Source organism: Polyangium spumosum (assembly GCF_009649845.1).
GTDB classification, from domain to species: domain Bacteria; phylum Myxococcota_A; class Polyangia; order Polyangiales; family Polyangiaceae; genus Polyangium; species Polyangium spumosum.
On record NZ_WJIE01000002.1, the window covers coordinates 156,846 to 183,511 of the forward strand.

The 26,666-nt window shown below is 70.1% G+C and carries 19 protein-coding genes; 7 read left to right on the plus strand and 12 right to left on the minus strand.

The genetic code is table 11. The annotated features are described in order from the left end of the window. Positions 1-11 precede the first annotated feature (11 nt). Positions 12-3,491, plus strand: a complete 3,480-nt coding sequence (locus tag GF068_RS06755; protein WP_153818513.1) for an Npt1/Npt2 family nucleotide transporter — start codon at positions 12-14, stop codon at positions 3,489-3,491. A 7-nt stretch (positions 3,492-3,498) separates the two neighbouring features. Here the strand turns inward: GF068_RS06755 and GF068_RS06760 are convergent, their stop codons facing one another. Continuing rightward, positions 3,499-5,205 carry a tetratricopeptide repeat protein gene (locus GF068_RS06760; protein ID WP_153818514.1) on the minus strand — a complete coding sequence of 569 codons (1,707 nt, stop codon included), beginning with the start codon at positions 5,203-5,205 and terminating at the stop codon, positions 3,499-3,501. Positions 5,206-5,228: 23 nt separating this feature from the next. After that, positions 5,229-6,809 carry an OmpA family protein gene (locus GF068_RS06765; RefSeq protein ID WP_153818515.1) on the minus strand — a complete coding sequence of 527 codons (1,581 nt, stop codon included), beginning with the start codon at positions 6,807-6,809 and terminating at the stop codon, positions 5,229-5,231. Positions 6,810-7,205: 396 nt separating this feature from the next. On the opposite strand from GF068_RS06765, the gene GF068_RS06770 reads away from it, so the two are divergent. After that, entirely contained in the window at positions 7,206-8,555 is a 1,350-nt protein-coding gene (locus GF068_RS06770) for a DUF6600 domain-containing protein (RefSeq protein WP_153818516.1), read from the plus strand. A gap of 102 nt (positions 8,556-8,657) precedes the next feature. Beyond that, positions 8,658-9,227: a hypothetical protein gene (locus GF068_RS06775; RefSeq protein WP_153818517.1), complete on the plus strand. Its 570-nt coding sequence runs from the start codon at positions 8,658-8,660 to the stop codon at positions 9,225-9,227. A 60-nt stretch (positions 9,228-9,287) separates the two neighbouring features. On the opposite strand, the gene GF068_RS06780 is transcribed toward GF068_RS06775, so the two are convergent. From GF068_RS06780 to GF068_RS06805, 6 genes are all read right to left on the minus strand, one after another. Further along, entirely contained in the window at positions 9,288-10,868 is a 1,581-nt protein-coding gene (locus GF068_RS06780) for an insulinase family protein (protein ID WP_153818518.1), read from the minus strand. Continuing rightward, positions 10,865-12,283, minus strand: a complete 1,419-nt coding sequence (locus tag GF068_RS06785; RefSeq protein ID WP_153818519.1) for a M16 family metallopeptidase — start codon at positions 12,281-12,283, stop codon at positions 10,865-10,867. The genes GF068_RS06780 and GF068_RS06785 overlap by 4 nt, the downstream gene beginning before the upstream one ends. 47 nt (positions 12,284-12,330) lie before the next feature. Next, the gene (locus GF068_RS06790) at positions 12,331-13,428 is read right to left on the minus strand and encodes a TFIIB-type zinc ribbon-containing protein (RefSeq protein ID WP_153818520.1); all 1,098 of its coding nucleotides are present in this window, start codon (positions 13,426-13,428) and stop codon (positions 12,331-12,333) included. A 65-nt stretch (positions 13,429-13,493) separates the two neighbouring features. After that, positions 13,494-14,852, minus strand: coding sequence for a cation:proton antiporter (locus GF068_RS06795; protein WP_153818521.1), 1,359 nt, complete (start codon positions 14,850-14,852; stop codon positions 13,494-13,496). Further along, complete coding sequence (locus tag GF068_RS06800) at positions 14,849-16,156, minus strand: cation:proton antiporter (protein WP_153818522.1); 1,308 nt, start codon at positions 16,154-16,156, stop codon at positions 14,849-14,851. Before GF068_RS06800 ends, GF068_RS06795 begins: the two co-directional genes overlap by 4 nt. A 150-nt stretch (positions 16,157-16,306) precedes the next feature. After that, positions 16,307-18,514 (minus strand): hypothetical protein, encoded by a 2,208-nt coding sequence (locus tag GF068_RS06805; RefSeq protein WP_240806716.1) that lies wholly within the window; start codon positions 18,512-18,514, stop codon positions 16,307-16,309. A 316-nt stretch (positions 18,515-18,830) separates the two neighbouring features. On the opposite strand from GF068_RS06805, the gene GF068_RS06810 reads away from it, so the two are divergent. Genes GF068_RS06810 through GF068_RS06820 form a run of 3 tightly spaced genes read left to right on the plus strand, consistent with a single transcriptional unit; the run spans position 18,831 to position 22,083 of the window. Then, on the plus strand, positions 18,831-20,168 hold the full coding sequence (locus tag GF068_RS06810; RefSeq protein ID WP_338046260.1) for an HD domain-containing protein: 1,338 nt from the start codon (positions 18,831-18,833) through the stop codon (positions 20,166-20,168). Beyond that, positions 20,165-20,827: a hypothetical protein gene (locus tag GF068_RS06815; protein WP_153818524.1), complete on the plus strand. Its 663-nt coding sequence runs from the start codon at positions 20,165-20,167 to the stop codon at positions 20,825-20,827. Before GF068_RS06810 ends, GF068_RS06815 begins: the two co-directional genes overlap by 4 nt. After that, a complete protein-coding gene (locus tag GF068_RS06820; protein ID WP_153818525.1) occupies positions 20,824-22,083 on the plus strand; it encodes a DUF4147 domain-containing protein in 1,260 nt (419 codons plus the stop codon). Before GF068_RS06815 ends, GF068_RS06820 begins: the two co-directional genes overlap by 4 nt. 10 nt (positions 22,084-22,093) lie before the next feature. Here GF068_RS06820 and GF068_RS06825 read toward each other — a convergent pair whose 3' ends face one another. From GF068_RS06825 to GF068_RS06840, 4 genes are all read right to left on the minus strand, one after another. Next, positions 22,094-23,002, minus strand: coding sequence for a hypothetical protein (locus tag GF068_RS06825; RefSeq protein ID WP_240806717.1), 909 nt, complete (start codon positions 23,000-23,002; stop codon positions 22,094-22,096). Positions 23,003-23,134: 132 nt separating this feature from the next. After that, a complete protein-coding gene (locus GF068_RS06830; protein WP_240806718.1) occupies positions 23,135-23,725 on the minus strand; it encodes an ExbD/TolR family protein in 591 nt (196 codons plus the stop codon). Positions 23,726-23,741: 16 nt separating this feature from the next. Continuing rightward, positions 23,742-24,299 (minus strand): biopolymer transporter ExbD, encoded by a 558-nt coding sequence (locus GF068_RS06835; protein ID WP_153818527.1) that lies wholly within the window; start codon positions 24,297-24,299, stop codon positions 23,742-23,744. A gap of 241 nt (positions 24,300-24,540) precedes the next feature. After that, entirely contained in the window at positions 24,541-25,203 is a 663-nt protein-coding gene (locus GF068_RS06840; protein ID WP_153818528.1) for a MotA/TolQ/ExbB proton channel family protein, read from the minus strand. A gap of 818 nt (positions 25,204-26,021) precedes the next feature. On the opposite strand from GF068_RS06840, the gene GF068_RS06845 reads away from it, so the two are divergent. Further along, positions 26,022-26,648: a MotA/TolQ/ExbB proton channel family protein gene (locus GF068_RS06845; protein WP_240806719.1), complete on the plus strand. Its 627-nt coding sequence runs from the start codon at positions 26,022-26,024 to the stop codon at positions 26,646-26,648. The last annotated feature ends 18 nt before the right edge of the window (positions 26,649-26,666 follow it).

Sequence of the window (26,666 nt, forward strand, 5' to 3'; positions counted from 1 at the left end):
TCTCACCCTACGTGTCCCATCCCCCCGTCCCGACCGCAGCACCGCCCCTGCCGAACGAAGGCCCGGGCCCGGGGACCGTCACGACGAACCGGGACGGGGCCCGCCACGCCGCCGCGTCGTCGTTGCTCGGCATCGCCCTCAGCCGGGCCGAGATCGAGCGCGTCGTGCTGCTCTCGACGCTGCTCTTCTTGTCCTCGCTTTTGCTCGTCGTCGGCCGCACGGCGCGTGACGCGCTCTTCCTGACGCGCTTCCCCGTCACGTGGATCGCGCCGATGTGGATGGCCTACGGCGTGGTCTCCGCCGTCGTGGCCTTCGGCTACGAGCGCGCCCTCCGGAAGCTGCCGCGGGCCCGCTTCGGCGCCTGGTTCGCCCTCGGCGCGGCCGCGAGTTACGTGCTCTTGCGCGTGCTCATCGGCCAGGACGTCGGCGCCGCGTACCTCGTCTTCGCGATCTGGGCGGACGTCATCGCGAACCTGACGGGCATGCTCTCCTGGAGCATCGCGCAGGACCTCTACGACGCGCGCAGCGCCAAGCGCATCTTCGGCCTGATCGGCGCGGGCCACATCACGGGCACGGTGGTCTCGGGCCTCGGCGCCGGCGCGATCGCGCCGGTGATCGGCGCAGAGAACCTGATCTTCGTCCTCGTCGCGGCGCTGCTCGGCGTCGCGCTCCTCTGCCGCGTCGCGGCGCGCCGTCACGGGATGGGCTCGTCGCATCGCACGCACGAGCACGCCCGCGCGCACGAGCACGAGAAGACGCCGCTCTTCGGATCCCGGTACGTGGTGGGCATCGCCGTGACGATCTTGCTCGTCTTCACGGTCCTCACGGTCGGCGATTACCAGTTCAAGGCCATCGCCCGCACCACCTACCCCGATCGCGACTCGCTCGCGCGTTTCATGGGCACGTTTTACGGGGTGATCGGGCTCATCGGGCTCTTCGTGCAGCTCGTCGTGACGCCCCGCATGCTCGAGCGCGCCGGGGTCCTCGGCGGCGCCGCGACCATGCCCGTCGCGTTCATCACGAGCACGGTCCTGCTCGTCGCGTTCCCCTCGATGCCGCTCGCGGCGGTGCTCAAGGCGAGCGACAACGCGCTGCAGTTCTCGATCTTCGACGTGACGCTGCAGATCCTGCTCTTCCCGTTCCCCGCCGCGATGCGGGACCGGGTGCGGACGCTCGCGTCGGCGATCATGAAGCCGCTCGGCTGCGGCGTCGGCGCCGCGTTGCTCCTCGTGTTCAGCCCCTCGGCAGGTGAGGCGCAGCCGGGCGCAGCGCTCATCACGGCCGCGGCGAAGCTCGGCTACGTGACGATCCCGCTCGGCCTCGTGATCCTGCCGCTCCTGCTCGTCGTTCGGCGCGGCTACGTGGAGGCGATGCAGGGCACGCTCCTGCGCGGCAAGCTCACGCCGGAGATGCCCCAGCGCGGCGGCAGGGCCATCGCCGCGCTCGCCGGGGCGCTGTCGAGCCTGGACGCGCCGCAGGTGCTCTTCGCCCTCGACAGGCTGCGTCAGCTCGACCCGGCGCGCGTCCGCGAGGCGCTGCCGGCGCTCACGCGGCACGGCTCGGCGCGCGTGCGGGCCGCGGCGCTCCGAACGTCCCGCGCGCTCGGGCACCCCGACGCTGCCACGATGGCGCGCGAGCGGCTGGAAGATCCCGATCCCGAGGTGCGAGGCATCGCCGTCGAGCTGCTCGCCCACGCGCTCGGCGAGGACGCCCACGAGGAGCTCTGCGCGCTCGCCGCACGAGGAGGCGACGACACCGCGCAGGCCGCGGCGATCGCGGCGCTGCTGCGCCACGGCGGGCTCGGCGGCATGCTCGAAGGCGCGCCGAGGCTGCGTGATCTCCTGGACAGCGACACGCCGACCGAGCGCGTGATCGCCGCGCGGGTGCTCGGTCTGGTCGGACAACCGCAGCTCGAGCGGGCCGTCGCGCGGCTGCTCGCCGATGAGAACCTCGAGGTGCGCAAGGCTGCGCTCGCCGCCTCCGCGACGGTGGCCGCGCCGAAGCTCTTGCCGATGCTCTGCGACGCGCTCGCCGATCACACGCTCGGCAAGGCCGCGGCGAACGCGATCGTGGCGCTCGGCGATCGCGCGATCCCGCGGCTCGTGGCGACGCTCTCCGATCCGGGCGCGGACGCGACCGTGAGGCTCGCCCTGCCGCGCCTCCTGTCGCGGATCGGCACGAGCGCGGCGCTCGCCGCGCTTCTCGATCGCGTGGACGAACCGGACGATCGCGTGCGGCAAAAGGTGCTCGCCTCGGCCTCGCGGCTCCGCCTCGCCCTCGGCGCGCCGCCTGCGCCGCTCGAGCCGATCCGCGAGCGCATCGAGCGCGAAGCGCAGGCGCACGAGCGCGAGCGCGACGCGTATCTCCTCGTGCGCCCCCGCCTCGCGCGCCCGCTGCTCGACGCGCACGTGGAGCGCCGCTTGCGCAAGGGCCTCATCCGGATCTTGCGCCTCTGCGAGCTCGTTTACCCGCGCGAGGTGGTGGCCGGGGTGCGGACGCACGTCTTCGGCAAGGATCGCTCGCTCCGGGCGAACGCCTTCGAGGTGCTCGAGTCGCTGCTCGATCGAAGGCGCGGCGCCCGGCTCGTCGCGCTCTTCGAGCGTTACCTGGAGCTCGCCGAGCGCCTGCCGCGCGGCGGCGCGGATCCGAGCATGGTCGACGTCGTGGCCTTCGTTCGATCCGAGCTTCAGTCGAGCGATCCCTACCGCGCCGCGCTCGTGCTCGAGGCGATCGCGGTGCACCGGATCGAGGCGTGCGCGAAGGACGCGCTCGCCGCGCTGGAGACGCCGGATCCGCTGGTGCGCGAGGCCGCGGCGATCGCGGTGGTCGAGACGCGGGCCGAGGGCGCGGAGGAGAAGCTCCGGCGCCTGACGAACGATCCGGACCGTGTCGTCGCGCGGTGGGCCGCGTACTGGGCGAAGACGGGCCGGAGCGGGATGGACGCGGGAGACGGCATGTACACGACGATCGAGAAGGTGCTCTTTCTGCAACGAGTGCCGATCCTCTCGAAGATCTCGGGTGAGGAGCTCGTGGGCCTCGCGCGGACCTCGGAGGTGCTCGGCCTGCCGCGCGGCGAGGTGATCTTCCGGCAAGGGGATTCCGGCGCTGCGCTCTACTTCATCATCTCGGGCTCGGTCAGCCTGCGCGTCGAGGGCAAGGAGGTCGTGCGGCTCGGCGCGAACGAGGTCTTCGGCGAGACGTCGATCATCGATCGAGAGCCACGCGCGGCGACCGCCGTGAGCCTCGAGCCCGTCGAGCTCCTGCGCGTGTCGGGCGAGGACTTCAGCGCCGCGGTGCACGACACGGCCGAGATCGCCATGGGCGTCTTGCGTGTGGTGAGCACCCGGCTGCGCGAGGCGGATCGAAGGCTCTCCATGGCGGAAGCCGAGCTCGCGCGGCTACGCAAGACCTCGGCCCCGACGGACGAGCATCCGCTGCCCGAAGGCGACGCCGCAGCGGCGCGGCGAAGCTGGGACGACGACGACGAGTGAGCGTGGCTCAGGGGCGTTGTGGCGCCCGGAGCGTCGCCTCGATCTGCTTCAGCAACTCGGCCTCGCGCGACCGCTTCGGGTGACGTTCGACGAAGGGCGCGAGGGTCGACCTCGCCTCCTCGAGCCTCCCTTCCCGGGCGAAGAAGACCGCGAGGTTGAAGACCGCCTTCGGCGAGGCCGGATCGAGCTCCACGGCCTTGCGGAAGTGCTCTTCCGCCTCGCGTGGTCGTCCCGCTTCGAGCAGCGCGACCCCGAGCTGCGCGTGTGGCTCGGCCCAGGTCGGCAGGATCTCGCACGCCTCCTCGAACGGCGCGATCGCCGCGGCCGCCTTGCCCTCGTTGAGCAGCGCGGAGCCGTAGTTGTGGTGCGCCCGCGCCGACCTCGACACGACCTCGATCGCCGACGCGAACAGCGTCCGCTCGTTTTCCCAGTCCGCAGTACGATCCCACGCGAGCGCCGCGTTGCCGAGCATCACGGGCGCGAGCACGAGCACGAGCGAGCGCAAACGCGCGGGATCCGCCTCCTCCCGCCGCTTCTGCGCCGCGCGCTTCTTCCCCTTCTTCGTGGCTCTTTCGGCGGGCACGAGCGCGCCGGGCGTTCGCTCGAGCGCCCACTCGCCGAGCCGCGCGATCACGAGCGCGAAGCCCGCGGCTGGCAGGTAGAGCAGCCGCTCGGCGAAGATCGTCGGGAGCACGAAGGGCAGCTGGCTCGTCACGATCCACGGCACGAGCACCATCACGGCCGCGAGCGCGAGCAGCGGCTCCCGCAGGCGCAGGCGGATCGCCGCGACCACGAGGCCGACGAGCGCGAGCGCTCCCGCGAGCACGGGCCACGCGAAGGGCGAGTGTTCCGGGAGGATCGCCGCGTACGAATAGTCCGCAGACAAACCCACGGGCAGGACGATCTTGCCGAGCGCCATGCCGAAGAGCCGGAGCGAGGTCCAGAGCCGCGTCCCCATCCCCTCGGCGAGCAGGGGGTTCGCCTGGACCTCCCGCATCACCGCGGAGAGTGGCGGCGCGAAGGCCATGCTCCGCAGCGCGATCACCACGCCCGCCGCCGCGACGAGAGATCCGTACCGCGCCGAGACGATCCGCGGCGCGCGCCCCGGCGGCGAGAGGGTCCGATCGGCGAGCACGAGGAACAGCGGAAAGACGATCGCCGACTCCTTCGAGGCGAGCGCTCCCGCGAACGCGAGCGCCGCGCCGGCCAGCTTTCGCGGAGATTCCGGCTCGTCCGCGCGCCCGGCTGCGTACCACGCGAGCCACGCGAGCCCTGCGGCCATCACGTCCGCGCGCCCCACGAGCCCGGCCACGGCCTCCGTGTGCACGCCGAGCACGCCGAAGACCATCGCGGCGAGGACGGCGAACGTGGTCCGCCCCGTGTGCCGCGCGAGCGCGAGCGCGAGCACCACCGACGTCGCCACGTGCAGCACGAGGTTCGTCGTATGAAACCCGCCGAGCTGCTCGTTCAACCAGAACGAGAACACGACGAGCGGCCGCCACGTCCCGGGCCCCTCGCCCGGCGGCCGCCCCCAGAAATCCGTGCCGAGCAGCGCCCCGAGATCGAGGCCCCCCTGCACGACCGGGTTCTCCTGGATCGCCCCGCGATCATCGAAGACGAAGCCCGCCTGGAGCGCGCGCGCGTGCCCCAGGAAGGCGCTCGCCGCGACGAGCAAGAGCGAGAAGCCGGACGGCGCGGCCTTCGATGTAGCCATGTCCGGCGCTCTCCTACCGCGTGTTATTTGATGATGCGCGCCTGCACGGTGCCCGCTCGGAGATCGTCGCGCAGGACGAGCTCGTAGCGGTTCGAGTCGAGGCTGCCCGATCGCAGGACGAAGATGATCGCCTGCGCGCGCCTGTCACTCAGATCCGCGCTCACGCCCTTCGTGCCGAGCGAGACGCTGACCTGCTCGATCTTCGGGTTCGCGCGCATGGTCGCCGCGATCTCCTCGAGCGCCGCGTGCCCCTCGGGCGTCAGCTCATCACCCCTGCTGAACCTGATCGGCGGCTTGATCTCGAACGAATCGCCCTTGAGGCGCGCGTACTTGGGGCAACCCTCGGGCGCCGCGCCGGGCTCGGTCGGGCACTTGTCCACGGGCTCGGGGAGCTGATCGTTGTCGACGTCCGGACAACCGTTCGCCTCCGCGCTCGCGTGCTTGACGCCCGGGCTCTGCGGGCAAGCGTCCTCCTCGTCGCGGATGCCGTCGCCGTCCTTGTCGCTCGACGGACAACCCCGCTCCTTCGGATCCGCGTTGTCGGGCCCGGCCTCGTCGGGGCAGGCGTCGTCGGCGTCGAGGATCTTGTCGAGGTCGCGATCCGGCGGCGGCTTGGGCGGCAGCGGCGCCGGCCGCCCGCCGCCGACGTACGCGAGGCTCAGGACCCCACGGAAACCCGGCGAACCCGCGGCGCCGCCGAACCCGGGCCCGGCGCTCACGCCGACCTGCATCCCGCCGAACGCCATCCGCACCGACGCGAGCGGCTCGATCTGCAGATCGATCGAGCTCGGAGGGTCGTCCTGCCTCTGGCTGTCGCTGCCGACGTACGCGTGCGTCTGGTTGAACATCGCGAAGCTCGGCTCGAGCCCGACCCACAGGAACGACGCGGCCTTGTACTGCGCGGCGCACGCGAGCGCGATCCGCTCGCCGTCGGAGCCCGGCACGGCGATAAAAAACAGGGGCGAGATGAACGCCGTGCATCCCCACCGGAGCGAGCCCTTCTCGCTCGCGACGCCGAGATCGACCTCCGCGCGCAGCTTCTTGTCCGAGAGGTACGACGTCGTTGATCCGACCGGCGCCCAGAACCGTCCGCCCGCGATGAACGTGAAGGCCTTCTTGTTGATCGGCCGGAAATGCAGGCCTGCGCGTAGATCACCGACGCCGAACGTCTCGGGCGGGCGGACCAGCACGCCGTACTTGTCGAACGCCGCCGTGTCACCACCGACGTAGAGCCCCACGGGGAGCGCGAGGTCGACCGTCAACCAGGGCAGCGGCGTGATCGATCCGCCGACGTGCGCGAGCAGGGCGTTCTGCACCGGCGTCGCGGCGACGGTCTCGTCGCCCTGATCGTCGATCGTGACGGCCTTGAGCAGCCCCATACCGTAGTCGAGCGACAGGCCGAACGCGAACTCGATGGTGTTCGCGCCCTTCTCGTGAGGCCCGAGCGCACGAAGGAAGGGGCTCTCCGGCGAGGCCGGCTGGAGCTGGTCGATGCGGATGCCCTCGTCGAGACGGGCCTTGTTTTCCTGGGCCGATGAGGAGCCCGCGAGGGAAAAGCCCAACGCCAGCGCGAGGAGCCCTGCCCATCCTTTCCGTGCACGCACGGGGCCACCTTACATGCACTGCCGGGCCCGTTGGAACTGGGACCTGCACGAGATCGCAGGATCTGCGCCGAGCCGTTCGCGCCCCGACCTTTTGGCCCCCTCCGCGGCCCTCGACGCGCCGCGGGCTGGGCGACGCGCACTGGAATCATTTGGACCGGAAACGATCCGGGCCCTGGCTCGTCCAAGGGATCACGAGGCGGAACGGCGCTTGCAAGCACGCATCGACGAGCGCTTCCGCTCTGGCAACAGCTTCGACGAGGTCCCATCATGAACGCCATGCGCTTTGCCGAGACGTCGCCCCGCACCGATCGCCCCGCGCCCCGGCCCGCCTTGCCAGGGCGTCGCTTCACTTCTCTCGTCCTCGCGGTCCTCGCGGCTGCACTTTCGTTCACACCCATGGCAGTCCAAGCGGATACACCCGCCGGTCTCCCGCAGGGCTGGACGAGCGACGCGCCCGAGGCGGAAACGGCTCCGCGCGCAGAGGGCTTTCAGCCCACGCAGGCCGTCGACGCGCAGGTCAGCGTCACGGTGTCGAGCGACGAGTACCTCGACACCGATCCTGCCGCGCTGAACGATTTCCGCGAGCCCCTCTCGCCGTACGGCACGTGGGTCGACGATCCCACCTACGGCACGATCTGGGTGCCGAGCGCCAACGTCGTCGGCTCGGACTTCGCGCCGTACCAGACGGCGGGCCGCTGGGAGCTCGACGTCGACGGCAACTGGATGTGGGTCAGCGATTACGACTGGGGCTACATCCCGTTCCATTACGGTCGCTGGACGTGGATCGGCGGTCGCGGCTGGGGCTGGATCCCGGGCCGCGTGTATGCGCCGGCGTGGGTGACCTGGCGCATGACGGATTACGGCTACGTCGGCTGGGCTCCGATGGCGCCGTCCTGGTACTGGTTCGGCGGCTCGGCGGTGAACGTGTGGGTGTCGCCTTCGTCCGCGTTCGTGTTCTGCCCGTCGAGTTACGTCTTCCACCGCCACATGCACACGTACGTCGTGCGTGATCGCGACATCGTCCGGCGCATCGGCGCGCATTCGCGCCCGTATCGCCCGGCCAACCCGTCGGCGGGCGGCGGCGGCGCGCACGCGCGTTCGTCGTATCGCCCCGCTTCGCCCTCGCTCGCGGACGCGAAGATCCCCGCGGGGGCCGCTCCGGAAAAACGCGCCGCTCCGGACGCGCGCGCGGTCGCTTATTCGCGTCGCAGCACGACCGCGCAAGCGAAGACGATGCCGGCTCCGTCGCGTGGCCTCGTCGCTGCGCCGTCCGCCGGAAGGGCCCGGGGCGCGCACGCCGACGGCCGTGGCGTCCACGTGGATCGCAGCCCGCGCGGCAGCGAGGTCAGCCCGCGTGACACGCGCGGCGGCCGTCCCGCCGTGTCGTCGCCTTCGCGCGGGACGCGTTCGCCGAGCGTGTCGCCGTCGCGGTCCTCGACGTCGCGTCCCTCCGTCGCGCCGTCGCGTCCGTCGACCTCGCGTCCCTCCGTCGCGCCGTCGCGTCCTTCGACCTCGCGTCCTTCGACCTCGCGTCCGTCGGTCTCGCCGTCGCGGTCTTCCTCGCCGTCACGCTCGGTCTCGCCGTCACGGTCTTCCTCGCCGTCGCGCTCGATCTCGCCGTCGCGGTCTTCCTCGCCGTCGCGCTCGATCTCGCCGTCGCGGTCTTCCTCGCCGTCGCGCTCGATCTCGCCGTCGCGGTCTTCCTCGCCGTCGCGGTCTTCCTCGCCGTCGCGCGGGCGGCGCTGAGGGACGGTCCGCGCACCTTGGCTCGTCTCTTGCCAAAACCGCCGCACAGGAGCACGTCCGATGCCTTCTTATCTGCGTAACGTGAAGCTTGGTTCACTGGGAGTGTGGCCGGCCGTTCTCGGGCTCGTCGGCTGCGTCGGCCTGGGGAGCGCCACGACCGGCTGCATCATCGTCGACGACAACGATGGCGGCACGGTCATCATCGACGACCGGGATCCCCTCCCGGAGCAGCCGATGCTGATGAGCATCGAGACCGACGTCGCGCTCGAGTCGGTCCCCGGCGACGGCGTGGGGGTGTTCGTCGAGTACTACTCGGGCGGCACGTATCGGATCTGGACGACCTGCGACACGAACTTCTCGGGCTCCGTTTGTCCGATGGACATCTTCACGTCCGTCGACCAGAGCTCGAGCATCCATTCGGTCACGACCGTGGACCTCGAAGGCGCCGACCAGGTGAACATCAACGAGGCCGCGGGGACGGTCGACATGTACGTCGATACGAGCGTGGACATCGACGCCATCGAGATCAACACGACGCCCGGCGCGATCCTCCGCGTCGAGGTCCTCATCGACGGCGTCGCGCAGCCGCGCTTCGTGTACTGGTTCGGCAACGGCGTCCTGCACAACGGCGCGCCGACGAGCCCGGTCGACTTCGTCCCGACCGTGCCCTGAACGAAAAAAGGCCCGGCCGACCTCGCGTCGACCGGGCCTTTGGGTCCCCCCGCCTCGCTCCTACTTGCCCTTCTTCGCAGCCGGTTTGTCCGCGGGCTTCGCCGCAGCGCTCGCCGGCTTGCCCTCCGGATCCCAGAGCTCGGGCTCGCCGAGGCCGAGCGTCGCGAGCTGCGGCGCGACCGCGTCGCGTGGCCCCACCACGACCACCGTCGCCGAGCCCGGATCGACGTGCGCCTTCGCGAGCGCGGCGACCTCCGTGAGGGTCGCGCTCTGCCGCGCGTGGCTCGCTTCGCTATCGTGCCCGGGCGGCAGCCCGAGCCGCGCGAGCGCCGCGAGCCTGCGCGCCGTGCCGCTCACGGTCTCGTAGGTCTGCATGAGCTCCGCGCGATCCTGCGCCTTCGCCTTGTCGAGCTCCTCGGCCGTCGGCCCCGACGCGGCCATCTTCGAGAGCTCGCTCAGCATCTCCTTCAGCGCGACGCCCGTCGCAGGCGTCTCGACCGAGGCGATGGCCCAGAAGCCGCCCTTGTTGCGGCTCTCCTGGAACGTCGAGCCTGCGCCGTAGGCCCAGTGGTGCTCCTCGCGCAGGTTCATGTTGAGCCGCGACGTGAACGAGCCGCCGAGCGCCGTGTTGATGAGATCGAGCCGCGGCATGAGCGGATCGCTGGCAGCCACGCCGTCACGCACGACGGCGATGACGGACTGCGGAGCGCCGGGGCGATCGACGAGCACGAGCTTCGGCCGGGCCGAGGCCGGGCGCGGGCCGGGCAGCTCCGCGGCCTTCGGCGCGGCCTTCGCGGGCGGCGCCTTCCAGGTGCCGAGCTTCGCGTCGATGATGTCCGTCACCTCCTTGCGAGAGATGTCGCCCGCGACGACGAGCACCGAACGATCGGGGCGGAAGCTCTCCGCGTAGAAGCGCTTCACCGCCTTCAGATCGAGCTTCGTCGCGGCGTCGAGCGAGCCGTCCGAGGGGTGGCCGTACGGCGTCCCCGGGCCGAAGAGCGCCGCCGCGTTGATGACGCGTGACACGCTCATCGGTTGATCGGCGCGTGTCTTCAGATCGTTGTGCCAGAGCTCCGAGACGCGCTTCCACTCCTTCGCGTCGAAGTGCGGGCGCGCCACGACGTCGGAGAAGATCTCGAACGCCGCGCCGAAGTTGTTCTTCAGCGCGGTGAGCGAAACGACGCTCGCGTCGGTGCCGGTGCCGAGGGAGAGCGTCGCGCCGAGGTCGTTGATGCCGCTCGACACCTCGACGGCGCTGCGCTTGCCGGCGCCCTCGTCGAGCATGTCGGTCGTGATGTGCATGAGGCCGGGCTTGTCGGCCGGATCGGCCGAGGACCCACCGCGCACGACGAGCACCGCCGACACGAGGGGCAAGCCATGCTTCTCGACGAGCCACACCGACAGGCCGTTCTTGGTCGTGAACGTCTCGACGGTGGGAGGTGTGAACGGCCGGCTCGGCGGGAGCTCCGGCTTCGGGCCGAGCACGTCCACGGCGGGCTTCGACGCGACCACGGGCGCGGTCCCTTGTTGCGTCTCCGTCTTCGTCGGGTCGTTCGGCGTGACGAGCGTCTCGCCGCCACACGCGGCGAGGGTGATGGTCGCGGCGAGCGACAGGACGAGCGAGCTCTTCGCAAGCTTCACGGGGCACCTCCGGCGCCGTTCGTCTTCTTTTCAGGCTCCACGTGGATGATCACGCGGGCGTTCGTGTCGAGGGTGCTCTTCGCGGTCCGCTGGAGCGCCTCCGGCGTGACGGCGCGGTACCGCGCGAGGTCCTTCTCGGCGTAGCCGGGGTCGCCGACGTACGTCTCGTACTGGGCCAGCATCGAGGCGCGCGCGGTGACCGACTGCAAGCGCGAGACGAAGCTCGTCTCGAACTGGTTCTTGGCGCGCGTGATCTCGGCTCCGCTCACGGCCTCGTTCGTGATCTTCTTGATCTCCTCGTCGATCGCGGCCTCGAGCTGCGCGAGGGTCACGCCGGGGCGCGCGATGGCCTCGACGAGGAAGTACGAGCCGAGATCCGCCGAGGCCTGGTAGGCCGACACCTCCTGCGCGATCGCCTTGTCGTAGACGAGCGCCTTGTAGAGCCGACTCGCCTTGCCGTCGGTGAGGATCACGCTGAGCAGATCGAGCTCCGCGTCGCCGGGCGCGTATCGCGCGGGGCTGTGCCAGGCCATCACGACCTTGCCGAGCTCCACCTTGTCGGTGAGCGACTCACGCACGACCTTGTCGAGCTTCACGGGCTTGGCGGCCGGCGCCGCGGGCACGGGCGAGGACGGGATCGCGCCGAACCACTTCTCGATGAGCGGCTTGACCTCGGCCGACGAGAAGTCACCGGCGACGACGAGCGCGGCGTTGTTCGGCACGTACCAGCGCTTGAAGAAGCCCTTCACGTCGTCCACGGTCGCGGCCTGCAGGTCCTCGTGCGAGCCGATCACGGGGTGGTGGTAGGGATGCCCCGGCGGGAAGAGCAGCTCGGGCAGCCTGAGCTCGACCTTGCCGTAAGGCTCGTTCTCCGTGCGCTGCCGCCGCTCGTTGCGCACGACCTCGCGCTGGACGTCGAGTTTGTCCTTGGTCATCTCGTCGGCGAGCGAGGAGAAACGATCCGCCTCGAGCCAGAGCAGGAGCTTCAGCGTGTGCGCGGGGCCGACGTCGAAGTAGTCGGTGCGATCCTCGCTCGTCCACGCGTTGTTCCAGCCGCCCTCCGACTCCATCCACGTGTCGAACATCTTCGGCGGCGCGCGGCGCGTGCCCATGAACATGAGGTGCTCGAAGAGGTGCGCGAAGCCCGTGCGCTTCGGCTCCTCGAAGCGCGAGCCCACCTTCACCATCGTGTTCACCGTGACGAGCGGCAACGCGTGATCCTCGTGCAGGATCACGGTCAGCCCGTTCGGCAACGTGTACTTCTCGAACGGCACCTTGATCTCGGCCTTCTGCTCGGCGCGAGCGGTCGCGACGAGCGAGGGCGTGACGAGCGGCGCGGAGAACGCGAGCGCAGAGGCGAGGAGCGCCGCGACGAACGCAGCGCGCCTTCGAAGGGGAGGACGGATCGGTCGCATGGCGGCAGAGCGTGCCGCGTTGGCTCACGATTGCAAGGGGGCGGGCGCTAGCGGCTCTTCGCGACGACGGCGATGATCACCACGACGGCCACCAGGAAGAGCACGAAGAAGAAGATCTTCCAGAAGGAATACGGCGCCTTGCCGATCACCTCGCCGGTCTGGCCGTTCACGAGGAACTGGAAGGGCTTGTCCTGGTACCGATAGGCCGCGATCCACACGGGCAGGAGCACGTGCTTGAAGGTCACGTGCGAGAAGTGGTCGTCGACGTGCAGGTTGCGGTGCGTGTCGCCGGGGATGTCGCTCGCGCAGCGGCTGCGCTGGGTCGCGCTCATGATGCTTTGCCCCGACTGCCACGCGGGCATGAGGTCGATCGCGTAGGACTCGGCCCGCCAGCCAGCGAGGAACTCGGGCCGGTAGGGCGTGAGCTCGCGCGTGTCGAAGGTGCGGAAGCTGTCGCCGAGGCTCTCGGGCAAACCCTTCGAGGCGCAGATGATCACGTCGTCGAACACGTCGGCGCGGCGGCCCCGCGCAGGCTCCCAGCGCGTCTTCTGCACCTGCCGCGTCTGCTGGTTGCCCTGCTCGTCCCTGTATGTTTCGGTCTCGTAATAATGGTAGCCGGCCTCGGCGCTCCACGTCGAATCCACGCGCGCGTCGAACGTCCAGTAAGGCACGTACACGCCGGCGAACCCCTCGACCTTGGCCATCTTCGAGAGGTCGCTCGGGCGGAACCAGAGCGAGCCGAGCCACTGCTCGAAGCGCTGGTTCGCGCTGTTCTTGTCGACCTTGAACGGGACGACGGACTCGGGCCGGATCGCCGTGCCCGCGGACTGCTGCGCGAGGACCTGCTGCGATCGACAGAACGTACACGTCGCGGTCTGCTCGCCCGGCGGGACGTTGACCGTCGCGCCACACTCGCGGCAGCTCACCTGCGCGACGGGCGTGCCGTACCCACGCGCGGCGAGGCGCATGCCCTCCTCGATGGGGATCTCGCGCACGAGGCCGCCGGGCGCCTGCGGGATGGCCTGCTGAAAGCCACAATAAGGGCACTTCATGGCCTGCGCGCCCGCGTCGTAACCAAGCTTCGCGCCACACTGGCCGCACGGGAACGTGTCGCCCGAAGGCCCCGGATCGAAGGCGTTCGTCACCTGTGTCCTCCGGCGTCGATGTTACAGGCAAGCGCGTCGCGAAGGCCATGCGCGCGGCAGCCGCGTCACGTGGCCTCCACGTCGGCCTCGGGCGTGGGGGCGTGCGAGGGCAGGTCGAGCAGGCTGCCGTCGCGCTTCTTGCCGATCTCGTCGGCACGCGCGAGGGCCATCCGGAAGAGGACGGGGCCGAGCATCTCGTTGATGACGATCGTGCCGAGGATGAGCGTCGCTGCGTCCGCACCCCAGGGCGGGAAGGTGGCGGCGACGAGGCCCGCGAGGCCGATCGCGATGCCCGCCTGCGGGAACATGCCGAAGGGGACCAAGCGCCCGATACGAGGGTCGAGCCCCGCGACACGCCCAGCCGCGCGCGCGCCGACGTAGATGCCAGCCGCCCGGACGAGCGCAGCAAGCGCGGCGTACGGAGCCACCGAGAGGAACGCGTGCAGGTGCACCTCCGCCCCCACCACCGCGAAGAAGACGGCGAAGGTGGGCATCGCGGCGATCTCCGTCTCCTGGATGACCTCGTGTCCGCTGACCGGGCTCACGTTCTCCAGGAAGAGCCCCGCCGAGAGGCCGACGAGCAGCGGATCGAGGTGGAGCGCGCCGCCCGCCTCGGCGACGACGAAGAGCACGGCGAACACGAACAGGCCGACGCGCAGGCCCACGCGGCGGATGTAGAGCGCGAAGACGAGGCCAATGCCCACGCCGACGAGGATCGACCCGAGGATGTGCGCGGCGAGCGCGCCGAGCACCGACGTCTGCGCGGCTCCCGCGACCGGGAAGACCGCGTGCGCGAGGGAGTCCGAGAACGCGAAGGAGACGACGACGGTGAGGTCGGCGATGACCACGGTCGAGAGCGCGAGCTCGCTGAGCGGACCCGCGGCGCGTGACTCCTTGAGGATGCTGATCACGACCGCCGGCGAGCGCGCGCAGAGGACGTTCGCGAGGATGAGAGACACGACGGCGCGCTGCGCAGGCTCCATGCCCGCCGTGAACGGGAGGCGGGACGAGATCGCGAAGAAGACCGCGAAGAGCAGGAGCGCGCAGGCGACGAGGCTCACGGCGGCGAGGAGGCCGATCGTGCGGATCTTCGGCCACAGGCGCGCGAAGTTGAGCTCGCAGCCCGCCGTGAGCGCGATGAGCCCGACCGCGACCTTCTTCACGAGCGTGAGGTCGCCGAGCATGGACGGCGTGATGAGGCGGAGCACCTCGGGGCCGAAGAGCGCGCCGCAAAGGATGAAGCCCGTGAGGTGCGGCAGCCGGAGGTCGTGGAAGATGTGCCCCGTCTGCATCGCCGCGAGCAGCAGGAAGCCAAACGCGAGCGCCGCGCCCGAGCCCGTGATCGTGACGTCCGAAGGCAAGAAGGAGCGCGCCGCGAAGGCGATGCCGGCGACGAGCGCGAGGACGAGCAAGCCGCGGATCATGTGCCTCCCTCCGGGCTGATGACGGGCGCCTGCGCGGCCTCGCGGTTCGGACCGTCCGAGGGATACACCGGCGGGATCGGCGTGAGATCCGCCCCGACACGCCGGCGACGCCACTCGAGGATCCGGACCACGACCTCGGTGAGCACACCGCCGATGATCACCGCGTCGATCGCCCAGCGCACGCGCTCGGGCCCGTAGCCGTGGTACAGGGTCGCCGCGCTGACCATGAAGACGATCGAGCTCGGGCTCTGCGGAGCGAGCGCGATCGCGAGCATCCGCGCGCTCGGCAGATCCTTCGGGCCCACGCGCTTCGACCAGATGGCGCCGAGGCGCTTGCCCGCGACACGCGCGAGCACGAACGCGGTCGCGAGCAGCCAGCCCTGCCACTCGAGCGGACGCCACGTCGCGCCGACGACGAGCAGGAAGATCAGGTAGATCGGGCGCTCGACGTCGAGCAGGGTCTTCTTCAAACCCTCGAGATCACGGATGGGGAGGTTCGCGAGCAGCGCGCCCGCGATCGCGCAGACGACCGGGACGCTGAGCGCGAGGTAACCCGCCACGCCCGCCGAGAGCGCCACCGCGCCGAGCAGGAGCGTGAGCTCCTCGGCCGCGTTGCGCGCGCCGCGCAAGAGGACGTACGTCAAGATGCCGAGCACGCCGCCGAGGCCAAGCGTCACGAGCAGCCACGCCGACGGCGGCAAGGTCCAGCGCGTCGCGAGCTCGTCGGGGCGGAAGAGGATCGCGACGACGCCGAGGACCACGAGGCCCGTGACCTCGTCGAGGCTCGTGACCTCGTCGATCATGCGCGCCGCCTTGCGCCCGACGCGTCGCTCCCAGAGCTCCATGCTGATCGGCGCGCTCGGCGCCGCGCAGGCCGCGAGCACGAGCGCGTCCCGCGCGAACGCATTTCCGTCCCACGGCACGCCCATGCCGAGCAGCGCCATCGCGCAGAGCCCGGCGGTCGTGAGCATCGGGACGACCGACTCGAGCACGATGACGGGGCCGAGCGACGCTGGCAGCGCGTCGAGCTTGCGCACGTCGAAGTGCAAGCCGACGACGAACCCGACCCAGCCGAGGCCGAACTCGAACGCCGGCTGAAGGTCGAGCAGGACCTGCGGCGTCAGGATGCCAACGCCGTCGTGCGAGAAGATCGCGCCCATCGCGATGAACGGCACGCCCGCGGAGATGAGCACGGTGACGCCCAAGCGCTGCTCGAGCGACTTCACCCTCGGATGCGCGAGGAGCACGGCCAGCCCGAGCGCGCTCGCAAGGCCGATGACGATTCGGAGCCGATCGGAGGGCATGGCAGGCCCGAGTATCGGCCAAGATCGGCCGCTTTGCCCGGAGAAAGCGCACAAAAGCACACTGGCGGCGCGCGGGGTCGGGGGCCGAGCCTCACGACCCGCGCGTTTTTCCGCGACCTCGCCGTTCGGCAAGGTCCGCGGAGAACGCCATCAGGAGCGCGTCGTGCGCGGGGCCGGCGTCCGAGAGCGGCCGCGGGTCGTGGAAGCCGTGCGCGGCGGCGCCTCCTGGCTCGAAGGCATGGGGGTGACGGAGCGGGCGCGCAGGAGGTTGCCGTCGCACTCGACCTCGACGCCGAGCGCTCGACAGCGGCGCACGAGGCGCTCGAGATCGACGTCCGGCGCGAGGAGCAGGCCCGAGGGCGGGGACGGGTCGACGAAGAGCTCGGAGGCGGGGCGGCGCGTGCGCAAGAGCTCACGGATCTCCGGATCCTCGACCCACAAGAAGCCCGAGGCGGGGACGAAACTCGCGCGTCCGATCACCACGCTCGCCTGGATGAGCATCTGCGAGATGCTCTCGGGCAGCTTGGCGACGGCCTCGATCCGGGCGCGGAGCGCGTCGCTCTCGAGCCCCGCGGAGAGGGCGCGCGCGATCGACGAAGGCGCGAGGAGCAGATCGACCTTGTCACCGACGCGCGCGATCTCCGCGAACGGGACGAGGGCGAGCACGTTCGCGATACGCGCCGAGGGGGCGATCTGGAGGATCTGCGTCTCGACGAAATGGCTCGGGGCCGGATCGAAGCTCGGCGTCGTACCCGAAAGGAGGGCGCGGCCGCGCGGCGTGAGGCGCAAGGCAGGGCCGTCGTCGAGATCGTCGCCGCCGAGGTCGATGATGCCGAGGGCCGGCAAGGACTCGAGCGCGATGCGGCGCGTGATCTCGAGGACCTCCGGGGCCTCGTTCGAGGTCCGATCACCCCAGCGACGCAGGAGGCGCTCGACGCCGCCGATACGATCGTCTGCGGCGAGGTAACCGCGAAGCGAGGCCCAGGGCACCCAGCGGCCTTCGCCGAGCTCTTGCAGCGCGTCGATGACCATCTCGCGGAGCGCGCCGATCGGGCTCGACTCGCGGCCCTCGGAGGAGGCGCGCAAGACCTCGCGCTCGGGTCGAGCTTCGTCCCAGGCGCCGCCGCGGCGCCAGGTCTCGAAGAGGACGCGGCCGAGCTCGTGCACCGCGAGCGAGCCCGGAGGCGTGGCCGCCGAGGCCGCCGAGGGCTCCCACAGGCCGATGGCGCGCGAGAGCGCCGCCGAGAGCGCGACCATCTCCACGTCGCGGCCGAAGCGCTGGGCGAGACGAACGAGGAGCGAACGAGGCGTGCCCACGCCGGGACGAACGTCGCTGCCCGGCTCACGCACGGCGTAGGCCAGGCCGAGCGCGAGCATGCCGGGCTCGGGGGCGAAGCGCGCGCGGCGCGGGGCGTGATCTTCTTCGAGGACGAACGATCGGATCTGCGCGCGGCGCGCCTCGCGGGCCTTGCGGCGCTCGGCGCCCACGATGGCCGCGATCTCGGTCGGGATGACGTGCCGGTTCGGGTGGATCGGGACCAAGAAGGCCCGACGCTCGAGGGCGAAGCCCGCGCCCCTTCGGCTGGCGGTGATGCCGGTGGCGCCGCGCAGGCGCATGGGCTCACGCTCGAGGTCGAGCAGCTCCTGCGTGTCGACCTCGCCGCCGACGGCCTCGATCGCCTCGAGCAAGCGACGCTCGACCGGGGCGAGGCGCTCGACCTCGGAGTGCAAGCGAGCCGTGTCGCAGAGCGTCTCCCACGCGGCCTCGAGCGAGAGCGCGATCGGCGGCGTCGCAGGGCGACCGAGGTAGTGCGCGGCCACGGCGCTGACCGTTTCGAACGACGCCTGCGAGAGGAGCGCGCGGAGGGCGCGCGGATCCTCGCTCTCCCAGGACTTGAGCTGCACGAGGAACGCGGTCGGCAGGACGAGCTCGATGCCCTCGTCGATCTTGCGGGCGTACACGACGCCGCGCGCGACGAGCGGCTCGAGCCCCGCGGGCAACGTGGGCACGACGAGCGCGCCGCCGGCCTCGGCGATGCGGTGGAGCAGCTCGCGGCTCGACGCCTGCAGCCGCGACGGATCACGCACGTCGGGGATGCCGACGAGCGCGCGGGCGACCTGCGATGGAGCGTCGATGCGCTTCTGCGTATCGATGCGGATGCCGAGGCGCCGGATGAGCGCCGCGAGCTCGCTGTCCGGGAGCGCGCGCAGGATGTGATCGAGCCGGCGGGGCGATCCGCTTCCGGTCTCGTCGGACGCGGGCTCGGGGTCCTGGGCGCGCGAAGCGCGTTGTCCCTTCGAGGCACCGTGCGCAGTTTCCAGAGCGGCTTCGCCGTGTCGTCCGCCGATGGAGGTCATGAGATCACCGACATGGGAGGAGGGTTTCGGGACAGGTCGACTGGCTTCACGACCAACGAACGACACTACACGACGAAGCGTGCACGGACATCCCCAATCCGCGCATTTTCTGCGGCTCTTCGCGCCCATTTCGTGCGCATCACGCGAACGCCCTGGGCCACACGCATGGGCGCTTCCGCTACCACGGCTCGATTGCACCACCGGTTTTCCCGCGCCAGTTTTCGAGCGCCAACGACCCCATCAGGGAACTCCCGACGCGCGCGAGGAGATGCCGGACGCGTGACGCGGGACTACGATGGATACCTGGAGGACAAGCGTGATCCTGCGTGACCCGGTGCATGGGCTCGTCGCGTTCGAAAGTGAAGAGGACTCGATCGTCCCGCGGCTCCTCGGCGCGAGAGAGATGCAACGCCTGCGGAGGATCCGCCAGCTCGGGCTCACCTCGCTCGCGTACCCGGGCGCCGAGCACACGCGCTTCGCCCACGCGATCGGCGCGGCGCACGTGATGAAGCTCCTGCTCGCGCGCCTGCGGCAGATCGACCGCGAGCTGCCATTCTGGCAACGCGTGACGAGCGAACGCGCGCGCGACGCCATCGCGGCCGCCCTGCTCCACGACGTCGGCCACGGACCGCTCTCGCACCTCTTCGAGGCGGCGATGCCGGGCGCCGTGGAGCACGAGACCTGGACCGAGCGGATCCTGCTCGATCCGACGTGCGAGCTGCACCAGATCCTCGCCGAGGACGACCCGAGCCTCCCGCGCCGCGTCGCCGATCTCGTCGCGGGCAAGCACGAGCTGCCGTACCTGGCGCGCGCCGTGAGCGGCACCTTCGACGTCGACCGCTGCGACTACCTCCTGCGCGACGCGCACGCGACGGGCGTGCGGTACGGCGACTACGATCTGCCGTGGTTGCTCCGCAGCCTGCGCTTCAGCGAGCCGAGCGGACCGCCCGGCCACCACGCGCCCTCGCTCGCCATCGACGGACAGAAGGGCATCGTCGCGATCGAGTCGTTCCTGCTCGCGCGTTACTTCATGTTCCAGCAGGTCTACTTCCACAAAGCGACACGCGCGGCCGAGTGGATGATCGGCGCGATCCTCCGGCGCGCGCTCGCGCTCGTCGTGGACGGCACGCGCCTGCCCATCTTGCCGGCGGCGATCGCCGCGGTCGCGGCGGGCGACGTGCCCTCGCTCGATCAGTACCTCGAGCTCGACGACCAGGTGCTGCTCGGCGCCATCCACGCCTGGGAGGACGCGAAGGACCCGGCGCTCGGCGACCTCTGCAAGCGTCTCCGCGCGCGCGCGCTCTTCAAGACGATCGAGCTCTCGCCCGAGGCGCACGCGGAGGACGAGGGATCGACGAGCCACGCGTTCGGCGCGCTCGACGAGGAGGCGCGGAAGAAGGTGCTCGAGACCGCGCGCGTGATCGCCTCGGAGCGGGGCCTCGATCCAGACCTCTACGTGGGCCTCGACGTCGCGACGGACACGCCGTATGCCGAGGACGACTCGTTGCACGTGGTCTTCCCCAAGGGAAGGCCACGTCCCCCCTCGGAGGTCTCGTTCTTGCTCGACCGTCTGCGCAACGAAACGCTCACCCGCTGCCGGCTGATCTTCGCCCCGGAGCTGCGCGACGCGATGCGGGAGGCGTTCGTACGTTGACCCGCGCGCGCGTCAAAAAGGCGCGCGGCGTGGGCCTCGCCGTGCTGCTCGTGCTCGCAGGCTCGGCGGCTCGCGCGTGGGCCGCCGAGGACGACGAGCCCGACGGCGTCTACGGGCGCCTCGACGGGGACCTCGATCTCCGCCTCGGCGCCGGCGCCGCGTTCGCGCGCGGAGGCCCCGCGCTCGCCGCGCACGCGTCCCTCCTGTACCTGTCCTCCGCGGGCCTGTACGTGCACTACGCCGACGCGCTCGGCGCGGATGGCCCGACGATCACGCGATCGATCGCGGCCGGCGTGCTGATCGAGCCGCTCTTCCTCGGCCGCTTCGCCACGAACCTCGAGCGCGGCCCCGCGCGCGTCGACCTCGGCCTCGACTCGTTCGCCCTCGGCGTCGGCGCATTCTGGGAGGCTCCCCGCGGAGGCGCGCTCGGCGCCGAGCCCGGGTTCGAGTTCTCGATCGGCATCGGCTTGCCATTTTTCGCCCGCGCGACCGGCCCGGTCCTCGGCGTGCGCGGCGCGCTCCGGGTCCGGCCGGCAGGGTTCTCCGGCGCGCAGCCCTTCAACTTGCTCGATCAGGGCGCGCTGCTCTCGGTCACGCTCGGCTGGCGTCACATCGTGCCCGTGCACCTCGTGGACGCGGCCGATCGACTCGCGCGATGAGCGCCGACGAGGCGGCCCTCCGGCGCGTCCTCGCCGTGGTGTTCCGGCAGAGCCTCGCCGTGCTCGATCCGGCGCGCCTCGTCGCGGAGGCCCTGCCCGCGCGCCCGCCCGACGGCGCACGCGTCCGGCTCTTCGCTGCGGGCAAAGCCGCGGCGGCGATGGCGCGAGGTGCCCTCTCGCGCTGGGGAGATCGGATCGAGGCGACGCTCGTCGTGACGGTCGACGGCGCGCCGATCGACTGGACCGCGCTCGATCTCCGAAGCCCGCCCGTCGTCCTCCACGCCGCGCATCCTGTCCCCGACGAACGCAGCATCGCGGCGGCTCACGCGGCGATCGCGCATGTCCATGGCCTCGGCCCGGACGATCGGCTCCTCGTGTTGATCTCGGGAGGCAGCTCCGCATTACTCGTGTTGCCTCCGCCCGGGCTCGACCTCGAGGACGAACGCCGCGTCGTCCGCGCCCTCCTCGAAGGTGGCGCGCCCATCCACGACGTGAACCTCGTCCGCCGCCACCTCACGCGTATCAAGGGCGGACGGCTCGCCCTCGCGGCCGCGCCTGCCCTCGTGCAGACGCTCGCCCTTTCCGACGTCGTCGGCGGCGCGGTCCACGACATCGGCTCCGGCCCCACGGTCGCCGACCCTACGACCGCCGCCGAGGCGCGCCTCGTGCTCGCGCGCCATGCCCCGGCGGAGCTCGCCGCGCGCCTCGCGCCCCACCTCGACGATACGCCGCGACCGTTTCCGGTGCGCACCGAGGCGCGCCTGCTCGCCGGCCCCGAAGACCTCGCCCGCGCCGCCGCGACAGGTCTCTCCGCGCATGGCTTCTCCGTCCGGATCGAGCCTCCCGAGGGCGGCGACGCGCATGCCGTGGTGGAAAAACGCCTCGCGCAGGCTGCGGCGCTCGCTCCTGGGAGCGCGATCGTCGTCGCTTGCGAGCCCACGCTCGCCTTACCGCCTCGGCGTGGCCGGGGCGGGCGCGCTGGCTGGGTCGCGCTGGCCGCCATGAAACGGCTTCCTCCGGGCGTCGCGCTCCTCTGCGGCGCCTCGGACGGGACCGACGGGAGCTCCGCCGCCGCGGGCGCGGTCACGAGCCTACGCGCTGCGGGCGAGCTCGACGCAGGCCGTATCGACGCAGCGCTCGCCGGCTACGACGACGCCGCGATCCACGAGGCGATCGGCACGGCGATCATCACGGGGCCGACGGGGCAGAACCTCACGGATCTGCACATCCTGGCGCGGGTTTTTTCGGAATCCTGAGAGGGACGCGTCAGGGTGCGGGAGCGATGACTCCCGCTTCGGCGTCGCCCATCGCGTCGCGCACGGCGTTCGCGAGCGCGCAGCTCAACGCCTGACGCTTCTGGGCGTTGACGACGCGCTCGTCGAGCTGCGCGCCCGCCATCTTCAGCTCGACGTCGGGCGTGCGGCGGATGCGGAGGACCAGCTTGTTGTCCGAGAGCCGCCAGATGCCGACGCGCGACGCGTGGGGCACGCCGCGCAGGGCCTCGGACTTCGACATGCCCGCGGGAATTTCGAGGTTCGGCGGGGCCTCGTCGAGGACGACGACGAAGTACTGCGCGCGGGTGAGCAGGTCGACCGCGACGGGGATGTCGTCCCGCACGGTGTCTTCGAAGAAGGACGTGAGGGCCCGCAGCCGGAGCTCCCCCGACGCCTCCTGCACCTCGCGCACCCAGTCCTCGGAGAGGATCCGCATCGAACGATAGGCGACGCGCAGGTTGTAGGGTTGCGCGGGCGGCGCGCAGCGATCGAGCTCGTTGCAGATCTCTCCGACGGCGCAGTCTCGGGTGAGCTTGCACTCCTTGCCGGAGAGCTGGTTCTTGTTCTCCACCGTGAATAGACAGGCGGTGAACCCATCACGCAGCGAGTCGTTCGCCGCTTTGCGGAGGACCTCGGCGCTCGTCGCCTGCTCGGCGTCGAGGCGGAGGTAGATGCCGGGTTTGTCCCGGAAGCTCCAGCTCTTGAGGATCTCGGTCTCGACCACGTCGGTGAACGGGTCTTTTGCGAGCTCGACCGTCCAGGTCTCGATCCGGTCCCGCAGGGGGAACCAGCGGGGGCCGAGCTCGACGATGACGGCGCGCTGTTTGGCGAGGACGCCGCTGCGATCGCTCTCGACGCGGCCCTGGCTCCATTTCCACTGGATGATGACCGTGACGGCCATGATGAGGCCGATCCAGCCCCAGACTTTGGGAGCGGGCCAACGAATGCGGCCTGCCCCGCGGTCGTCCTTGGACCGAGCTAGCGAGGGCAGGCCGCGGGGTCGTTCATCCGCGCTGGGCGGCATGGATGGCTTTCAGCCTCCCGACTTGGGAAGCTTGGAGACCATGAAGCTGACGTTCGGATAACCGGCGAAAGCAGCGGTCTGGAAGACGCTCTTCACGACGATCGCGGGCACGTTCTGATCGACCTGGAGGATGCAGACGCCGGGGAACGGCTTGTTCGGCTGGACCTGCTTCCAGAGCTCGCGCTTGTTCTTCAGGAGCGTGAAGAGCTCGTCGATCTTCTGCATGCGGCCGAGCTCCTCGATCGCGCGCGTCGAGCCGGCGAGCGTGCCGTCGACGAGGATCTGGTTGCCGTTCACGGCGACCATCGGCGCGTCGATGATGTCTTCGACGTTCTCGGCCTTGGGGAGCTTGACGTTCTTGTCGACCGCGATCTCACCGGACGCCGAGAAGGACATCAGGAGGAAGATGACGGTCGTGATCAAGAAGTCGATGAAGCTCACCAGGTTCAGCGCAGCGTTGCCGCTCCTCCTGCCGTGCCCCGCGACCTTGTTCCAGACGAACTTCAGCGGGATGTGGTGCATGAGCCGACGCCCAGGCACGTGAATGACGTGGGCGTGCGGGTTGTGGTGCTTCGAAGGCGGTTTGGCGTGGCCACCCATCTCTCGTCTCCCTTGATCAGCGGACAGAGAACGTCATGTTGAAGACCGGCAGCTCCTTCTCACCTTCGGGGAGCTTGATTTTGCGCTTCGTCGCGTAGAGCGCGTCGAGCACCGCGACGATCTCCTTGAAGGGAGCGCGGTTGTCGGTGTGCATGATCGCCTGATCGAGCTTCTTGTCGCTCGGATCGCGATGGTTGCCGTTCGTATTCCACTCGGCCTCGAGCTTCTTCGCGAGGTCCGGGTACCGGAGGATGGGGCTGTCGCTCGGCGGCGGCTTGGGGACACGCACCTCGCTCACGACGGTCGCGCCCTGCTTCCACACGAGCGCGAAGTCGGTCTCACCGATGTGGAGGTTCAGCACCTTCTCAGGCGTCTGCGGCGTGAGCTCCTTGTCGGGGTTCGGCGGCCCGGGGACCTGCGCGTCCGCGTTCATGCGCGAGTTCGTGACCCAGACGGCGGTGATCAGGAGAAACGCGATCGTGCACATCAACAGGTCGATAAACGGGACCATGTTGATGTCCGCATTCGTCGCCTTCTTCTTGCCGCCCTCGCTGCCTACGTCGACGCCACCCATGGTGTGCCTCCTGCAATGCTCGCCCTCGCGAGCCTACCGCGATGGGGACGCCTCGTAGCGTCCCCGTTCACGCAAACGGAACCTGCCCTCGTGGGGCAGGGCCTTGCCCTTTGTACGACAACGGATCTGGGTGAAAGTTTCTCCCGAGATCACGACGGGGCGACGCGGGCGTGAGCGCCGCCCTCCTCCGACGCTCGGGGCTCGGACCGCCTTCGGCGCCCTGAGCCCCGAACCTCGTGGTTCAGGCAGCCGCCTGGCCCACGGCCGCGAGGTTCACCTTCTGGCGGTTCGTCACGACGAGGTTCAGCACCATCACCGACGCCTCGTTGATGTCGTCCTCGATCTGCTGCGTCTTGCCGTTGAGGATGGCGAAGCCGATGAGGCCGATGATCGCGACGGCGAGGCCGAACGCGGTGCAGTTCATGGCCTCCGAGATGCCGGCCGCGAGGACGCGCGCCTTCTGGCTCGGATCGACCGACTCACCACCGACGGATCCGAACGCCATGATGAGGCCCGTCACGGTGCCGAGGAGGCCCGAGAGCATCGCGAGGTTCGCGAGGAGCGCGAGATACGGCGTGTTCTTGGCGAGGCGCGGCAGCTCGCGGAGCGCAGCCTCGTCCATCGCAGCCTGAACCTCCTCGTCGGGGCGGTTCACCTTCACGAGGCCAGCCTGCACGATGCGGGCGAGCGGCGCGTTGGCGGCGGAGCACATCTTCACGGCCTTCGCCACGTCACCGGCGAGGATGCACTTCTGCATCGTGGCAAGGAACACGTCCTTGTTGATCGACGCGCCGAAGAGGAAGATGGAACGCTCCACGATGATGCCGATCGTGATGATATTCCAGAACAGGATGGGCCACATGCCCCATCCACCTTCTTTGAAGTGCTCGTACGCTCCGTGCATTTTGTCAGGTCCTCCAGCTTGCCTCGCGTCCGCTCGGGCCGAGGTGTCGCACTCTACATGAAAGCCATTCCGGATCGAAAGTGGCAGTTACTGCGACGGTCTTCGTGCGATCGCGCTGGCCGTCGCGGCCTCGCGCCCCGCGCCCCGCTCGTTGCTCTCCGCGTGATTTCCGCTTCGTTGCATCGCTGGGGAGGGTACGGCTTCGGCCAAGGCATCCAAGCGACCAAGGACGCTAGCCGAGCCGCGCGCCCCAACGCAAGTAGGGTGTTTGGCTTCGTTCCGTCTCGCGTGTCTTTGAGCTTTTCAGGCTCGATCCCGGATGGCTCACGAGACCCCGTGCTCTCCCAGGTCGTCCTGGGGATCGCACGCGCTCGCGTGATCCGGAGCCAGTCTACCCGCCCGTATCCGAACGGGGCAAATGGCCGGTCTCCGTGGATCATCGTCTCCGTCGACCCAGCGCGAATCTGCCCCAGAAGAAGCTTCATCACCCAGGCGCCCGGCATCTTCGCGATTCAGACCCTCTCTCGTCAAGCAACATTTGGTCGAGATCGCGCGGACCTCGCGCCAAACACCGCACGTTCTCCACGAACTTGGAAGGATCCAGCATCATCGGACGGAGGCCAACCAGCCCACGTCACCCGGCGGCAGGGCCTCGGCTCGCTTGCCTCGACGATCGAGCGACGGCTATAGTCCCGCCCCATCACGACTTTGCGCGCGGGGCATAACCACGGATCGTGGCGCTCTGACTAGGTAGGGAGAAAGGGACTGCGAGGATGCGTCACCTGTTCATGTTGGCGTCCGAAGGAGGAGAGGTCGGGATGTGGGGGGCCATCAAGGAGAACCCCACCTTCCTCGTGATGAACCTCGTCGTCTCGGCGATCGTGGTGACGGTCATCATCGAGCGCTCGTACTTCCAGCTCGATCGCTACCGCGTCAACTCCAAGGAGTTCTTCGCCCAGATCAAGAAGCTCGTCGTCGCCGGCAACATCGACCGCGCCATCAAGCTCTGCGACGCCGGCGATTACCCGATCCTGCAGCTCGTCAAGGCCGGCCTCACGCAGGCGAGCAAGGGCGCCGACGAGATCGACGCCGCCCTCAGCGAGAAGCTCTCCGAGCTCAAGCCCGCCGTCGAGAAGCGCGTCGCGCTGCTCTGGTCCCTCGCGAACATCGCCACGCTGATCGGCCTCATCGGCACCGTCAGCGGTCTGATCAAGACCTTCGCCTCGATCTCGGCCCCCGGCCTCTCCGCCGCCGTCAAGCAGCAGATGCTCTCGAACGGCATCGCGGAGGCCATGTACAACACGGCGTTCGGCCTCGGCATCGCCGTGCTCTGCATGATCGCGCACGTCATGCTTCACACCCGGTCGAAGAACATCCAGCACGACCTGGAGTCGACCACCGAGCGCGTCTTCAACCTGCTGACGATCGCCAAGCCGAACTTCTAGAGCGTCGTACCCAACCCC

What these genes read in the sequence shown, in the direction of transcription:
- GF068_RS06830 (WP_240806718.1), bottom strand. Translation starts at nt 23,725, where the DNA reads ATGGGTGGCCACGCCAAACCGCCTTCGAAGCACCACAACCCGCACGCC.
- GF068_RS06835 (WP_153818527.1), bottom strand. Translation starts at nt 24,299, where the DNA reads ATGGGTGGCGTCGACGTAGGCAGCGAGGGCGGCAAGAAGAAGGCGACG.
- GF068_RS06760 (WP_153818514.1), bottom strand. Translation starts at nt 5,205, where the DNA reads ATGGCTACATCGAAGGCCGCGCCGTCCGGCTTCTCGCTCTTGCTCGTC.
- GF068_RS06805 (WP_240806716.1), bottom strand. Translation starts at nt 18,514, where the DNA reads ATGACCTCCATCGGCGGACGACACGGCGAAGCCGCTCTGGAAACTGCG.
- GF068_RS06800 (WP_153818522.1), bottom strand. Translation starts at nt 16,156, where the DNA reads ATGCCCTCCGATCGGCTCCGAATCGTCATCGGCCTTGCGAGCGCGCTC.
- GF068_RS06840 (WP_153818528.1), bottom strand. Translation starts at nt 25,203, where the DNA reads ATGCACGGAGCGTACGAGCACTTCAAAGAAGGTGGATGGGGCATGTGG.
- GF068_RS06770 (WP_153818516.1), top strand. Translation starts at nt 7,206, where the DNA reads ATGGCAGTCCAAGCGGATACACCCGCCGGTCTCCCGCAGGGCTGGACG.
- GF068_RS06785 (WP_153818519.1), bottom strand. Translation starts at nt 12,283, where the DNA reads ATGCGACCGATCCGTCCTCCCCTTCGAAGGCGCGCTGCGTTCGTCGCG.
- GF068_RS06820 (WP_153818525.1), top strand. Translation starts at nt 20,824, where the DNA reads ATGAGCGCCGACGAGGCGGCCCTCCGGCGCGTCCTCGCCGTGGTGTTC.
- GF068_RS06795 (WP_153818521.1), bottom strand. Translation starts at nt 14,852, where the DNA reads ATGATCCGCGGCTTGCTCGTCCTCGCGCTCGTCGCCGGCATCGCCTTC.
- GF068_RS06825 (WP_240806717.1), bottom strand. Translation starts at nt 23,002, where the DNA reads ATGGCCGTCACGGTCATCATCCAGTGGAAATGGAGCCAGGGCCGCGTC.
- GF068_RS06845 (WP_240806719.1), top strand. Translation starts at nt 26,022, where the DNA reads ATGTGGGGGGCCATCAAGGAGAACCCCACCTTCCTCGTGATGAACCTC.